The 14859-nt window shown below is 68.0% G+C and carries 10 protein-coding genes and 1 pseudogene; 7 read left to right on the top strand and 4 right to left on the bottom strand.

The window, feature by feature from the left end; translation table 11 throughout:
* Window positions 1-15 precede the first annotated feature (15 nt).
* The 4 genes from ABD374_RS17700 to ABD374_RS17685 are packed head-to-tail and all read left to right on the top strand — an operon-like array spanning window position 16 to window position 3035.
* Window positions 16-1131, top strand: a complete 1116-nt coding sequence (locus ABD374_RS17700; RefSeq protein WP_344496282.1) for a helix-turn-helix domain-containing protein — start codon at window positions 16-18, stop codon at window positions 1129-1131.
* Window positions 1074-1745 carry a YdcF family protein gene (locus ABD374_RS17695; RefSeq protein ID WP_344496280.1) on the top strand — a complete coding sequence of 224 codons (672 nt, stop codon included), beginning with the start codon at window positions 1074-1076 and terminating at the stop codon, window positions 1743-1745. The genes ABD374_RS17700 and ABD374_RS17695 overlap by 58 nt, the downstream gene beginning before the upstream one ends.
* Window positions 1687-2478, top strand: coding sequence for a WbqC family protein (locus tag ABD374_RS17690; protein WP_344496278.1), 792 nt, complete (start codon window positions 1687-1689; stop codon window positions 2476-2478). The genes ABD374_RS17695 and ABD374_RS17690 overlap by 59 nt, the downstream gene beginning before the upstream one ends.
* A complete protein-coding gene (locus tag ABD374_RS17685; RefSeq protein ID WP_344496276.1) occupies window positions 2475-3035 on the top strand; it encodes a flavoprotein in 561 nt (186 codons plus the stop codon). The genes ABD374_RS17690 and ABD374_RS17685 overlap by 4 nt, the downstream gene beginning before the upstream one ends.
* Here the strand turns inward: ABD374_RS17685 and ABD374_RS17680 are convergent.
* The 4 genes and pseudogenes from ABD374_RS17680 to ABD374_RS17665 all read right to left on the bottom strand — a co-directional run bounded on the left by ABD374_RS17680 (window position 3036) and on the right by ABD374_RS17665 (window position 7588).
* Window positions 3036-4707: pseudogene (locus ABD374_RS17680) on the bottom strand (relaxase/mobilization nuclease domain-containing protein).
* On the bottom strand, window positions 4704-4991 hold the full coding sequence (locus ABD374_RS17675; protein WP_344496274.1) for a plasmid mobilization relaxosome protein MobC: 288 nt from the start codon (window positions 4989-4991) through the stop codon (window positions 4704-4706). Before ABD374_RS17675 ends, ABD374_RS17680 begins: the two are co-directional and overlap by 4 nt.
* A 517-nt stretch (window positions 4992-5508) precedes the next feature.
* Entirely contained in the window at window positions 5509-6675 is a 1167-nt protein-coding gene (locus ABD374_RS17670; protein WP_344496272.1) for a DUF3631 domain-containing protein, read from the bottom strand.
* Window positions 6676-7354: 679 nt separating this feature from the next.
* Complete coding sequence (locus ABD374_RS17665) at window positions 7355-7588, bottom strand: helix-turn-helix transcriptional regulator (protein ID WP_344496270.1); 234 nt, start codon at window positions 7586-7588, stop codon at window positions 7355-7357.
* A gap of 465 nt (window positions 7589-8053) precedes the next feature.
* On the opposite strand from ABD374_RS17665, the gene ABD374_RS17660 reads away from it, so the two are divergent.
* The 3 genes from ABD374_RS17660 to ABD374_RS17650 all read left to right on the top strand — a co-directional run bounded on the left by ABD374_RS17660 (window position 8054) and on the right by ABD374_RS17650 (window position 14807).
* Window positions 8054-8371, top strand: coding sequence for a helix-turn-helix domain-containing protein (locus ABD374_RS17660; RefSeq protein WP_344496268.1), 318 nt, complete (start codon window positions 8054-8056; stop codon window positions 8369-8371).
* 1 nt (window position 8372) lies between these two features.
* The gene (locus ABD374_RS17655) at window positions 8373-9695 is read left to right on the top strand and encodes a tyrosine-type recombinase/integrase (protein WP_344496330.1); all 1323 of its coding nucleotides are present in this window, start codon (window positions 8373-8375) and stop codon (window positions 9693-9695) included.
* A 102-nt stretch (window positions 9696-9797) separates the two neighbouring features.
* Window positions 9798-14807: a hypothetical protein gene (locus ABD374_RS17650; protein ID WP_344496266.1), complete on the top strand. Its 5010-nt coding sequence runs from the start codon at window positions 9798-9800 to the stop codon at window positions 14805-14807.
* Window positions 14808-14859: the final 52 nt, after the last annotated feature.

Genomic DNA, 14859 nt, shown 5'->3' with positions numbered 1-14859 from the left:
GGAGGGAGGCCATCCGTGGTCAGCGTGCAGCAATGGACGGGTCGAGAGGCGAGCGCCTTACGCGCCGCGCTGCGCATGAGCACGCGCGCTTTCGCCGAGCACCTCGGTGTCGCGCTGCGCACGGTGGCCAAGTGGGAGAGCCTCGGGGCCGAAACCCAGCCCCGGCCGGACACGCAGGCCATCCTCGACACCGCCCTCGCCCGTGCGGACTCTGCCGGCCATTCCAGGTTCGAGGCACTGTTGTTCCCCGAGCGGAGGAACGCGCGGCCGGCGGACTACGAGACCTGGACCGAGGACATCGAGCGCGCTGTCGTCTGCGTCAGCCGCCAGAACTTCCCCTTCGCCGCCACCCTATTGAACCGCTGGCTGGGACGCCACGACCCACATCGCCTGGACGACAAGGGCCTCTACCTCTACGGCCGTTCCCTCGTCCTTCTCGGCGACCTCCAGCGTGACCAGGGCGCGATCCTCGGCCCGCTCTCCGCCCGGCACTCGTACCTGACCGCCCACGGCATGTTCTCCGAACTCGACATCCCGCGCCGCGTGGCCCAGATCGAGCTCTCACTCGCCGTGGTCCAAGAGATGTCCGGCCAGCTGGAGGTCTCGGCCCACCAGTACGAACTCCTCGCCGCAGACGAGCGCTTGAGCCCTCGCGACCGCGCCAGGGCTCGACTCTGGGTAGGAACGGCCCTGAGCAAGGAAGGCAACAACGAATACGCCACCAACGCGATGACGGCCGCCACTCGTGCCTTCGAGGATCTAGGCGAGCCGGAGGACTGGTCGGTCGCCCACCAGAAGCTGGCCCTGGCCCATCGTGGTGCCGGCGACCTGAAGCAGGCACTGCACTACATCGACATCGCGCGCACCACCGGCACGGTCGACTCCCCGATGCAGCGAGTGAGGCTGGACACCGCGTACGGGCACATCCTTCTGTCGGATGCGGCGACCCGGAATGATGGGCTGTCCGTCCTCGATCAGGTGGCACAGGTGGCCCGCCAGTACGGGCTGAGCCACCAGCTGCGCAGTATTGAGGGCATCCGAAAGGGCCAGCAAGGAAGAGCCAGGGAGTGCCAGTGCCGGAGCACCAGCAGCGCCAGATCGCCGACAAGCAGTTCCACGACGCGACGCTGATCTGGAACTACCACCAGATGGGCCACGAGCAGCGGCCCTGCTCGGCGGCGATCGGCCTGGGCAGCCACGACCTGGGCGTGGCCACCGCGGCCGCCGACCTCTACCGCGCCGGGCTCTTCCCGGTCGTGGTCTTCAGCGGCGGCAACAGCCCCACCACCCGGGCCCGCTTCCCGCGCGGCGAAGCCGTCCACTACCGCGAGCACGCCCTGAGCCTGGGCGTGCCGGACGAAGCGATCCTGGTCGAGCCGAAGGCCGCCAACACCGGCCAGAACATCACCTTCTCCCGCGAGCTGCTGACCCAGGCCGGGGTGGAGGTGCAGTCGTTGCTGCTGATCTCCAAGCCGTACATGGAGCGCCGCTCGTACGCGACCTGCCGCAAGCTGTGGCCCGAGGCCGAGGTCGTATGCGCCTCCGAGCCACTGGAGTTGGACGACTACATCAAGTCCATCGGCGACGAGAAGCTCGTCGTCGACATGCTCGTCGGGGACCTGCAACGGGTGATCGAGTACCCGAAGCTCGGCTTCGCCGTCGAGCAGGATGTACCGGGGGATGTGTATGACGCTTACGAGCGCCTCCTGGGCGCCGGCTTCGACAGCCGCCTCATCAGTACCTGATCCGCCCGCCGATGCGTCGGGCGGGCTGTGCGCGATCCACCAACCGAACCTGTTTCCCAGGCTGTCCACGCTGGCGAAGCTGTTCTCCGCCGACTACTGGATCGTTCTGGACGACGTGCAGTTCGCCCGGCGCGACTACCAGCACCGCGCCCGTCTCGCCGCCCTGGACGATTCATCCCGACAGCAGTGGCTCACGCTCCCGACGCACCTTCCCCACGGGCGCCCGACGCTGATCAGCCAGGCGCGGCTCGTTGATCCGCGTCGCTCGCGCCGGACGATCCAGCTTCTCGTGCGCCAGTATTACGGCCGCAGCCGCTACTGGGGTGCTGTGGCCGAGGTACTGGACGCGCTCGACGACTCGGACCGTGTGGCCGACTTGGCGAGGACGTCGACGACCGCCCTGCTCAGCGCTCTCGGCTGGTCGGGAAAGGTGCAGGGCAGCACTGCGATCCCGACCCGGCAAGGCCGCTCCGAGCGCCTCGCCGACCTCGCGGCGGCCACCGGCAGCACCCACTATCTGTGCGGCACCGGTGGTCTGCGCTATCTCGACGCCGCTCCCTTCGACACCCACGGCATTCCTGTGCTGCCCTTCCACACCCCTGTGGATGACCCGCTCTGGCGGTGGGCCCGTCGATGCAGCAGCCTGTGGGCCCTGAGCAAGATCGGGCCCGATGCGTTGGCCGACCAGCTGACCGCCCAACGAGAAGCCCACCATCCTGGAGCCCACGCGTGACCGAGCTCACCACCAACAAACCCGACAAGAAGCCCTTCCTGTACGTCGTCGTCTGCGCGTGCGGCATCGCCGGTGACGTCGGCAAGCTGATCACCGCCGCGCAGGAACGGAACTGGGACGTCGGGGTCGCCGCCACCCCGCAGGGGCTGGGCTTCCTCGACATCGAAGCGATCGAAGCGCAGACCGGCTATCCGATCCGCTCGGCCTGGCGCACGCCCGGTGAGGCCCGGCCTCTGCCGCCCGCGGACGCGATCGCGGTGGCGCCGGCCACCTTTAACACGGTCAACAAGTGGGCCGCCGGCATCTCCGACACGCTCGCCCTGGGCATCCTGTGCGAGGCGTACGGCATGGGCATCCCGACCGCTGTCCTGCCCTACCTGAACTCGGCCCAGGCCGCCCACCCTGCGTACCGCCGGAGCCTGGAGCACCTACGCGAGATGGACGTACTGATCGGCTCGTACGAGCCCCACCGACCCAAGGCCGGCGGCGGAGCCGACCGATACCGGTGGGAGGAGGCATTGGACCTCCTTGGCCCTGTGGTGTCCGTGGCGACGTGATCAGCGCTGTTGTCCCTTGGCTTCCGGAAGGAGCGGGGGCGTGGTGGGGCGCTTCGCGGTGTGGCGGGCGTTGGCGGCCTGGGCCTGTGGGCCGGGTGCGTGGCGCTGGCCGAGGCGGTGGATGCGCCAGGTCAGGGCGCGGGCGGGGCTGCGGGCGTCGTCCAGCGTGCGTTGGCGGACGGCCTGGTCGAGGAGGGCGGAGGCATTGTGGCCTGCCGCCTCCGCTTCAGCGAGCACAGTGGCCAGGGCATCCCAGGCACGGTCGTTGAGGATGCGCTCGGCGTGCTCGGGAACCGCCTCCTGGAGGTGGCGGGCGTAGCGGCGCTTGCTCTGCAGACCGGGTGAGCGGTGGGCCAGCCCCACCAAGACGGGTTCCGCGACCTGCGCGTACGCCGCTTGCAGATGGACCAGGGCCTGTTCTGCTGCCGCTTCCTGCTGGGCGTGCTGGCGGGTGCGGTGCCAGTGCACGGCGTAGGCGACGGCGGTGAGTGCGGCGTCGATCAGCATCGCCAGTCCCGCGCCGTCCCCGTGGCGCACGGGGTCGCTCCAGATCGCCTGGACGCTGCGGCGCAGCGCACGGGCGCTGGCGTGGTCGGCGGCGATGCGGGAGCGAGTGGCCCGCTCGAATGTCACGGCGGCTCGTTCCAGTTCGGCCTGTGCTCCGGCCGGGGCAGTGAGGGAGAGCAGGTCGAGTGCTCCGCCGAGCGCGGCAAGTTGTCCCTGGGCCATGCCGTCGTCGCTATGGGTGAGGTGGTGGGGGATGCGTTCGGTGGCGGCAGTTCTGGTGCCACGGGTTGCCCGGTCGGGCGGAGACCGGTTCAGGAGCGGTCGTGGCGAGGCGCTTGCGGACCTGGGGCAGGGAGAGGTCACCGGAGAGAGTGGAGCCGGCGTACCAGATGGGTTTGCCCTGCTTGTTGACGTCGCCGGGCAGGCTGACGCTGTAGCCGGTCACGTCTCCGGACGGCTCTGTCTTCGGCCGCACCACCACGCCGGACGCTTCCAGCAGGACGAAGAACTCGGTCTCGGTGGAGGCGGCGGCCATGGCGCGGCGGACGCGCCGGCGCAGGATCTCGCGCGCGGTGGCGTCTTGGCCCAGGCGTTTGGCCTTGAAGTGTTCCTTGCTGGTGGGGCGTTTGGCGGCGGTGCCGTCGCCGGGCTTCAACCGCCTGAGTCCGTAGTCGACTTCGATCTGGCGGGCTTCGCGCTGGACGGCTCGGATGTCGTAGTCGCGCTTGGGGCGGTGGCCGTCTTGGCGGACGAGGGTGGCGGTGATGTGGATGTGGTTGTCGGCGTGTCGGACGGCCGCCCAGCGGCAGGCTTCGGTGTCTCCGGTGGGGGCGATGCCGGCGGCGGCCACGACCCGGCGGGCGATCTCCGCCCACTGGGCGTCGGACAGGATGGGGTCTTCGGGGGCGGCGCGGACCGGGCAGTGCCAGACCGTGGTCTGGGGAGCCTGGCGGCCGAGCATGGCCACCGGCTGGTCGAGCTGGGTGTAGAGCTGCTTCTCCACCTCCTTGGGGTCGCGGTGGGGGCTGCGGCCGGGGTCGGGGGCGAAGTCGTTCCAGGAGGCGACCAGGTGGGGGTCGACGTGTTCGTTGGCGTCGCCCTTTCCGAAGAGGTAGGCGATCAGGCGGCGGGTGCTGCCCTTGCCTGTGATGATCTTCGGTATCACCGGTCCTGCCTTCCCTCGGTGACTTGGGCGACGGCGGTGTCCACGTCGGCGATCGATGCTTCGATGCGGGCCAGGAGCCGGTGGACGACGTCCGGCTCGGGCCAGGCGCCGTCCTTGTTGAGGTGCCAGGTGAGCTGGTTGAGGTTGTTGCCGAGCCAGGCGAGCTGCCGGTTGGTGGCCATCAGTGCCTTGACCATGGCGCGGTAGTCGGCGATCGCGGCGGTGGGGTCCTCGGCGCGGGCCGCGGCGAGTGACGCTTCTGCGACGTAGCCGCCGATCTGCATAGGGTGAGCGCGGCGGCGTGGGCGAGGTCGGTGAACTCGCTGTCGCTGTAACGGGGGTGGACGCGGCGCTCACGCAGGCGCGGCTGACGCAGGCGGCGCTGCGGCGTCGGCGTCTGCGCGGCGTGCGGCGAAGGTCTGGTGGCTCCCGTCTCGGTCGGCACCCCCGGGCCGACCGACCCCGGCGCCCCCTCGGCGCCGGGTGCCTCCGCCACCCCAGGGGCGGAGGCCGGGTAAGGACTCCTTCCCCGACAACTTGCTGCGCTGTCTGGGGCTGAGGTCGTAGGCGTCGGGTGCTGAGCTGTGGGGAGTTCGTGGTGCTGTTCGTGCATCGGGGTGCTCCGGTGGCGAGGGGGCGGGAGATGTGTCACGTGCGTCGCATCCGTCCCATGCCTGGTCAGCACAGGTACGGACACTCGGGCAGGTACGGAGAAGTCCGTCCCGCTGAGGACATCCGTCCCCGCGCTGACCTGCGCGGGGACGGATGCGACGCAGTGATACGGACCCAGGGGGAGGTGGGTCAGCGGGCTCGTTGGGGGCCGGCGGGTCCGCCGGGTGGGCCGATGGGCAGCTGGCTCGCCGGGGCGGCGGGCGGCTTGCCCTGAGCCTGGTGCGCGGGTGTGGCGTCGTGCGTGGGGGCGGGCGCCGTCTCGGTGAGGTCGGGGCAGTGGCGGGCCCAGCTGTCGAGGAATCGGTTACGGGCGTACCCCTTGGCCTGCCTGCCCTTGTCGAACCGGTAGTTGGCCGGGCGGATGTCGAAGTCCCGGAGCATTCTGCCCAGGTGGTAGGCGTTGAGCCCGTTGGTGCTGTGTTCCGCCCAGGGGGCGTCGGGGTCCTGGAGCAGGGTGGTGACCAGATCCAGGGAGGACAGGGCTTCGGGATTGCTGTGTGCCTCGAAGACGCGGTGGATGTCGCGCAGCAGGCGCGTCTTGAGGTTGGTCTGCTCGTCCTGGACGGCCTCGAAGCGGGTCATCGCCCCACAGGCGGCGCGGGCGCTGGCGGGCCAGTGGCCGCCGGCCAGGTCGGCGATGATGACCAGCGGTTCCCAGGTGTCTGCCGCCCGGTCCTCCACCGGCATGGTCGGCGCCATGCGGCCGGCCGTGCCGCGCAGCGGTCCCAGCCAGGCGGCCAGCTTGTCCCGCAGTGCGTTCAGTTCCGGTGTGGCGTAGCGCGAGCGGAACGGGGTCACCTTCTCGCCCGGCTTGCGCTTTTGCATGCGGAGCACGACCGCCCGGTCTGTGATGGTGTCGGGCAGGTCGCCGATCGAGGCCAGCGCGGCCATGGCGAAGGTTGGATACGGGGTCGGCTTGTGCTCCGGACCGGAGATGCGCCAGGCGGGCCGGTTTCGCTGGTGTCCGGCGTTCAGCAGGCCGCGCAGTTCCTCGTTGTCTCCGGCCTTGCTGAAGATGGTGTCGGCCTCGTCCACCAGGATCGTGCGCGGGTTCTTGCCGATGATGCGGAAGAGCACCGCCGTGGACATGTTCACGGTCATGATCGGCTGGTGGACGGTCTCGTGGAGCACGTCCAGTACCCGGGACTTGCCGCAGCCCTTGGTCGGGCCTACGACCGCCAGACGCGGCGCGTGCTGCAGAACGGTCTGGATGTGCGTGGCCGCCACCCACAGGGTGACCGCTGTCAGCGCCTGGTCACTGGGCAGCACGACGTACTTGCCGATCGCCGCCCGCAACTCATCCAGCAGTTCCGCACCCTCACCGGAACTCCTTTCCTCAGGATCTGCCGGTCCCCGAGGAGGCCGGGAGCCGGTCCCGTGATCCGGTCCCCGTGCGTCGACGGGACCGGTCCCCTCCTGCTGGGCGCTTCCCGCTACGGGGTTGTCAGTCCCCAGCGACTGGCGGGGACCGTGATCACGGTCCCCATTGCGGTCCCCTGGTGCACCTGCAGCCTCTTGGGGGCCGGTCCCCATTTTGACGCCGCTGACCTGCGGGTTTGCGTCGGATGTCGATACGGGGACCGGGACGTGCGGGGACCGAGCAGCGGGCACGTCGCGGGGACGGTCCCCAACGGCAGCATCTGCAGACGGCTGGGGAAGGTCCCCGTGTGCTTCCACATCCGCCGAGTGCTCGACGGTCCCCGACGCCGGGGACCGTGTGTCCGCCTGATCCTGGCGGCGCCAGGGGACGCCCTCGCCGGGGACGGCGGGAGTGGGCCAGCCGGTCGGGGAGGTGTTCGTGGAGCTGGGGGACGTAGGGTCCTCCATAGGCGTTCCTCTCCGGTGAGGGGCAGGACGGGCAAGGTCCCGCCCCTCACCAGCTCATTCGTTCAGGGATGGGCGATCTGTTGGGAAGTCTTCGGCCCTCGGCGTTGGCGCGCCGGGGGCCGCTTCGTTGTCCGCGCCAGACGCGGGGTCAGGCCGTGAGGTCGTACGACGTCTGGGCATCCAGCCACGCGTCCACCTCCCGCCAGCGGTAGCGCAGGTGACGGCCGACCTTGTGGACGCTGGGGCCGATGCCCCGGTACTTCCACTGGTAGAGGGTCTTCACTGGTACCCCGAGGTACGCAGCCACGTCGGCGGGAGTGGCGAGCTGGTCACGCTTGGCGCCGGCAAGGCGCGGGGAGTGGTTCGGCAATGAGGTCTCCATACCGGAATCAGGGTTTTGGATGGCAGGCGTGGGCAACACAGCCACACCACCTGGGAAGCGTCCAGAGTGAATTCTGAAACTCCCGGTTACTTCCCTCGGCGTCGCCGGGGAAGACCAAAACAGTAAGGGCGGATCCCCGGTTGTCGAAATCGCTCCCGCGGAAGCCGGAATTTTCTGCGGCGAAGCAACCGGACGAGGTGCCGGAATCCGGTACCTCGGCAGCTCGGAGGTGGTGTCCAGCAGTCGGGAGTGGCGCGGCCAGCCCGCCGGACACCGCATCCGATAGATACTCAAATCGCCCACCCCTGCGACGCGGAGGGAAAGTAGCACAACCTCCCCGCTGAAACGGCTCGTGATGTACCGGAATTCGACGAGACGGACACCACTTCGCCCCCGAGTGACTTTTGGAGAGTTTAAGAACTAACTCTTGCCATAACGGCCGGCTGTAAGTTACAGCTATCTGTCATGCCCAACCGACCTGTCGAAATAGGCCCCGCCGGCCTCCACACCGCCCGCGCCATCGAGCGCCTACGCCTCGTGCGCGGCCTGACCCAGCACCAGCTCGCCGCCCGCTGTACCGCACTGGGCCGCCCGATGGCCAACACCACCCTCAGCCGCACCGAACGCGCCCGCCGCCGATGCGACGTAGACGACCTCGTCGCCCTCGCCACCGCGCTCGGCGCCCCTCCCGCAGCCCTGCTGCTCCCGTGGCCGGCGCACGCCTGCGCGTCCCGCGCCGCCTCCCACTCCCTTGCCCCCACCCAGGAGGCCCTTCTTGGCTGACGTGTACGACTGCTGGCGCAAGTCCCACCCCAAACCCACCGAGGACGAGTGTGGCGAGCACAAGAGCCGTACGAAGCGGATGGTCCCCACCACCGACCACGGCATCGGCAAGCGCCGGCAGGTCCGTTACCGCGACTTGGACGGCCATCAGCGCAAGGAGAACTTCCACACGAAGGCCGAGGCGGACAACCGCGCCGCCGAGGTCGACGTCGAGATCCGGCGCGGCTCCTACGTCGTCCCGGCCGAGACCAAGCAGACGCTCGGCGCCTACGCGCAGAAGTGGCTCGACGCGAACTCCGTCGGCCCGACGACCGCGCTCCGCTACGAGGCGACCGTCCGTAACCACATCGTCGAGCACCTCGGCCGACGCGAGCTGCGGTCCCTCAACCAGCCCTCGATCATTCAGGGTTGGATTCGCGCGCTCCAGGACGCCGAACTGGAGGTATCGACGATCGAGGGCATCTTCGACATCCTCTCCAGCATCCTCGGCATGGCCGTGGAGGACGGGCTACTGCCGAAGAACCCCTGCAAGGCGAAGTCGGTCAAGCTGCCGACCGCGATCAAGAAGAAAGTCATCCCCTGGCCGCTGGAGCGTGTGCATGCCGTCATCGACGGGCTGCCGAAGCGTTTCCAGGCCGGCGGCAAGCTCGCCTTCGGCTGCGGCCTGCGCCAGGGCGAGGTGTTCGGCTTCGCAGTCGAGGACATCGACTTCAAGGGCGGCTGGATCCACGTCAACCGCCAGGTGCGGCTCGTTGGCACGAAGCCCGTCTTCGCCCTCCCCAAGGGCAACAAGATCCGGTCAGTGCCCCTACCGGCCCAGCTTGCCGCCGCCGTCAAGGCCCACATGAAGGAGTTCCCGCCGGTCGAGGTCACCCTGCCCTGGGCCAAGCCGGACGGTGAGCCGAAGACCTTCCGCCTCCTCTTCGTCGACAAGAAGAGTGGGGCGTACAACCGCAGCGTCTTCAACATGGGCGACTGGAAGCGCGCCCTGGCTTCTGCCGGAGTGATCCCACCCCGCGAGCGCGGCGCGCGCTACCTCCAGGCGGCCCCGGAAGATGGCATGCACGCCCTCCGGCATGCGTACGCCTCCGTGCTCCTGGACGGGGGGGAGAGCATCAAGGCGCTCTCCGAGTACCTCGGGCACTCGGACCCGGGCTTCACGCTGCGGACGTACACGCACCTGCTGCCGTCCAGTGAGACTCGTACCCGGAAGGCGATCGACGACGCTTTCACGGAGACGGAGCCCGAAGACATCGAAGACGGCCACGACACATCAGCGACCCCACCCAACCCACTGTGCCCGCAATGCGCTCTGGCCGCCTGACCGCCCTACCTGGTGCATGACGAGGGGCGGGCCCTCCCTTTCGCCCTCACGTTGCCGATGCCCTCTCCTGGGGTGAGGGTGGTTTCGCCATATGCTGCAGAGATGGTGGATCGCGACAAAGCGGAGAAGATGGCCAGCCCGTATTCGACGGGTGGCGGTGGCACCGTCCTGGAGCATCGCTTCGGAGCTGTCCTGCTGGCTCACCTCCTCCTAGGCGATCCGGTCCCGGCACTGGGCGACGATGTGACGCCGGTAGCAGTGCGCTTCCAGGACAGCCGGTTCAGCCCTGTGGACGACCTGATCGTCGTCGGCGACACGGCTGACGGCGTACAGCGGCGGTTGTCGATCGGAGTGCGCCGGGCTCCGAGTATCACAACCAGTGACGACTCTACGGCGGACCTGCTCGTGTCCTACCTACGGGTTGTTACCGATCACTGGGCTGAAGCCAGTGCGGGGCGTTGGCGGCTGGCACTTGCCGTAGCCAGTCCCAACCCGGCCGTGCAGCAGGTGCGTGAGTTGGCTGTGATTGCTCGTGGACAGCCCGACGAGGAGTCGTTCCGGGCGGCGGTGGATCAGGCGGGACGTACGAACGACGCTGTTCGCACTCGTTTGACCCACCTGGATGCGCTGATCGCTCAGGCAGCGGCCAACCAAAAGGTGAGCACTGAGACGCCTGACGCGGAGCTGACCTGGCGAGTTCTGCACGTGCTGCGGTTGTGGGAGCTCAGACTGGAGGGCGTCGACGAGTCCGACCGTACGGCGGTCGTGGGCCGCCTGCGGAGTATCGTTCCCGAGTCCTCGGTGGCCGGGGCTGACGCGCTGTTTGAAGCTTTGGAGAGGCTCTCCCAGAACTACGCCCCGGCTGGGGCGCATGCCACTGAAGTCATGGTGCGGAGGCAAATCTCCGGTACAGCGGTTGGCCGTTCCCCTTCCTACGTTGCGGCGTGGCGCGCTCTCGACGCATTGTCGGAGACAGCCGAGAATCTCGTGGGTTTCCGCTTGACCGGCGCCGATGAAGATCTTGAGTTGGAACGGACTGAAGCCGGGAACGCTCTGGCTGTCGAGATGAGCACGGCTGCATCGCAGACGACCGCACTGGTCGTTACCGGTGAGCCGGATGCCGGCAAGTCGGCTCTGGCCTTGCGCACTGCCAGGCGACTGCGGGCCGATGGCGTGGCGGTCATGGTGCTGAACCTACGGGAGATACCCACACGGCTGGCGGAATTTGAGGCGTTGCTCGGTGCCCGCATTACCTCGGTGCTGGGCGCCTCAGCAGTGGGTACTGGCCGTCTGCTAGTCGTCGATGGCGCGGAGTCGGTGCTGGAAGGCCGTGCCCAACTACTCTCGGATCTTGCCCGAGCGGCGATGACTGCGGGGCTCGGCGTGGTGGCAGTAACTCGCACCGATGGTTCCGGGGCCGCACGTGACGTGCTTATACAAGCCGCGCGGGGTGTGGATCGAGACGGTGAGGCCGTTGAGAGCCTTGTCCGCGAGCATGAAGTCCCTCAGCTGACCTCGGCCGAAATCGAGCAGTTGATCGAGGTGTTCCCGCAGCTGCGGCGATGGGCTGCCGACGAGCGGGCGCGGTGGTTGCTGGGCAGGCCGGGCCTGGTTGACATGCTTTTGCGCGCAGGACCGGACGCGGCGGCGCCGGAGGGAGCAGCATCGGAGGCCGACCTGTTCCGAGTCGTCTGGTATCACTTGGTGCGCTGCGGGGAGATGATGCCGCCGGGAGGACCCTCTCCTGACGCTCGGGATCAGTCTCTTCGAGCACTGGCCCGGCGCCAACTGCTCCCGTACGACAATTCTGTATCACCTGATTCGGCCGCGCTGCCTTCGTTGCGTTCCGACGGTCTGCTCGCACCGCGCACTGCGAGTAGCGCCTGGAACCCGTCTGATCGATTTGCCAGTGATCTAGTGCGGGACATGGCCATCGTGCGGGTGCTCGTCACGGACGGCTTCGGTCTCCTCTCGGCTGCCGAGGCACCGCGCTGGGCGCTCCGTGCCGCGCGCGTCGCCTGCCAGGCCCAGTTGCTCACCACTGACGACGTCAGGCGATCACTCGCGCAACTGTGCGCCGTCTTTGACCAAATCGCATCCGACCACGGCGAGCGGTGGTCGGATGTGCCCTGGGAGGCAGTGCTCACCCTCGGTGCCGTCGGTGACATCCTCGGCCGGACATGGCCTGCTCTACAGGCGGACCGGCAAGCCGGGTTGCGTACCGTGATCCGGCTTGCCATGCAGCGCTACGCCCCGCACGACATCGGTGATCCCGTGGTGCTCGCGCCGCTGGTCGAGCTGAGCTTCTGCCGCGAACGCGACGCCGATTCCGGCGATGATTCCTGGGCTGCCGATGAAATGAGCCGATCCATCCGCGAGCTGGTGCTGGCCTGGCTGCGCGGACTAGCGAGAGCCGAGACGGGCGCGTCCGACCCGATTCGACGGTTGGTGCGAGACCGTATTCTCGCAACTGAGCCGCCGCATTGGGACGAGTTCGCGGTGGAAGCCTTGGCAATGCTTGGCCCCGATCTTGATGGGGCGGCCGAGACATTCCTCAGGGGAATCGCCGACGACGGAGGAGCTCGTCTCGACCCTGTCGTAGAGAATTTCTGGCCAGTGGCGGAGATGGCCAAACATCAGCCAGACCTGCTCCTGGCCTTGACGGAGTCCTACTACATCGAACAGCACGACGTCGATGCGGCCAGATATGGCTGGTCTGGTTCTTATCCTTTCGACGATGGCATCCGGCACCACCGCGCCCGCGGAAGCATCACCGAACGGATGGCCGGGTGGTACCGCGGCCCCTTCTGGCAGCTGCTGAGGGTCCGGCTCGTGCCGACGCTGGCATTGATCAACCGGATGCTCGACCACGCGGCGGCCATCCGTGTTGGGGACCACGACGCCTACACTCAGGCATCGCCCGACGAACTGGCCGGAGTGGATCTTGATATTCCAGGAGTCGGTGTCAGGCGCTGCGTCGGAGACGAACACGTGTGGGCGTGGTATCGAGGTTCGTCTGTTGGACCTTACCCGTGTATGAGTGCGCTACTTGCCGTCGAGCGGCTCGCGGACCAGCTCGTAGCCATCGCTGACGTCCCACTTGAGCGGATCGTGCAGTTCCTGCTGCGCGACTGCAACAACCTGGCCATGCCCGGCCTCGTGGTCGGGTTCCTTGTACGCCATCTGGAGCAGGCGGGTGACCTGCTCGATCCCTGGATGCGCGATCTGGAGGTATGGCAACTGGAATTCGCACGAGCTGCCAGTGAAGGAGTGCTCCACGTCCAGGGCCCGGACACACCTGATCTTGTCGGTCTCTCCCGCCGTCGGGGAAGTTTGCGCGACGTCGCCGCCGAACTCACCATTGGCGCGACTCTCTCCGGTGACCAGACTCGGCTGAACGAGCTGGCGGCCACGGGCGAGGAACTTATCCGCCGTGCTAAGGAGCTAGTCGCTGACTCTCAGGGGAGCCCGGCGGCTGATCGCTTCCTCGCCTCGGTACAGGGCTGGGCGGCGACGTTCAAACCGGAGAACTTCCATCCGGAATCCGATGACTCTGGAAACTTGATCGTGCAGTACCAGCACCCGGAGCCGCTGGCGGCCCGCATGCGGCCCGAAGCCGAGATGTTCAGCCGTGCCAGCCAGGCGATGCGCTTGCAGAACACCTACGCCAGATCCGACGACCGCGTCACCCCTGTCGACACGCTCCTGGCTGACATCGCTTTGGCGCGGTCCTTCGGCAACGACCTGCCTGACTCCGCTCTCAACCCTCTTGACCCGATCGCCGCCGTCGCGGCTGCCGCCGCTGTCGCACACCTCCACGGCCGTATCGACGTGCCGGTCGACGACTTGCGTTGGGCGACAGGTGTCCTGATCGAGGCGATCACCCAACCGAGCCATACCGAGTACGTCGCCTCTTCCTTCTACTCGCTGGGTGCAGACCGGTCAGCGGCGACCGGTCTGCCGGCGCTCCTGGCTGTGGCATCAGATGACATCGAGCTCGATAGGCAGGCAATCGTCGGTGTCCTGGACCGCTGCACCACGAACCACTTCGATGAGGTGCGCATGGCGTTCGCCCGAGCTCTCGGCCGGGTCTGGGCTGCGCCGTGCGACGCCGACCAGCGATTTGGCCCGTGCCGCCATGAAGTAGCGCTCAACGCCGTGCGGGCGGGACTAGAGGACTGTCGCCTCGGCGACTGGGACCCAGAGAGTGGCAAACGCGACCGTCCCCGGCTAGACGGTCCCTACGAGCAGACTTTGCCCGAGGTCGAAACGGAACGGCTCTACCTGACGTCTCTGATCCCGCCACTTGTCGCCGCTGGTGCCGCGTCTCTCAGCGACAGTTGCGTGGCGGACCAGGCGAAGGGACTTGTCGAGGTCCTGCTGGACGCCCACGCCCGCGCCACAGATCACTGGGCGAGGGAAGGGTACGAGAATCGGCATAGCAAGGACAGCGCTCGCGTCATCGTCACCCTGGCGCTCCGCGGTGACACCGGGCCGCTGAAGGCGCATGCACAGCGGTTCGCCGCCAACGGTCGCGCCTTGTACGAATTCTTCCGTGACCTCGCCGTTCTGTTCACGTACGACGATGACCTGCGCCCGTCTCTGTCGGACGTGTGGTCTGTCGCCATGGAGGCGGCCCTCGACGCCATCGGAGACGGCACCGAACTACACGGAGACCGTCACTGGGCCGACGACGCGCTGGGGGCGCTCCTGCCCGCCCCGGGCATCGACGTGAGCGACGCCGACATCGACGCGACCCTGGCCCGCGCGCGAGAAGGCTGGATGCACCCGGACACCATTGCGGGCCTCGTGGATTGCTGGATGAGGATCGCCCGCCAGGAACCGAAGGCTCTTGACGCGCTCGCGAATCTCGGCAAGTGCGCTCCGCTCGTGTGGCAGCGGAACACGGGGCTGACCTGGGCCGAGCAACTGACCGACGGCAACTATCGCGCCATCGCCAACAAGTGCTGGTATCTCACCGACTGGCTCAGAACACTGCACTCACGCGAGGAGATGCAGCCGGATCAAATCGCACGCTGGCGCCGCCTTGTGGACGGGTTGGCGGCTGCAGGCGATCACCGGGCAGCCAGTCTGCAACGAATCGAGGAATGAACCACCGAGTCGACGCTCTCCAGAGTGCAGGTAGCCGCGTGCCGCAAGGCGA

The sequence above is a fragment of the Streptomyces enissocaesilis genome, from assembly GCF_039533765.1.
In the GTDB taxonomy this organism is placed as follows: Bacteria; Actinomycetota; Actinomycetes; order Streptomycetales; family Streptomycetaceae; genus Streptomyces; species Streptomyces enissocaesilis.
This window is presented reverse-complemented; position numbering and strand designations above follow the sequence as displayed.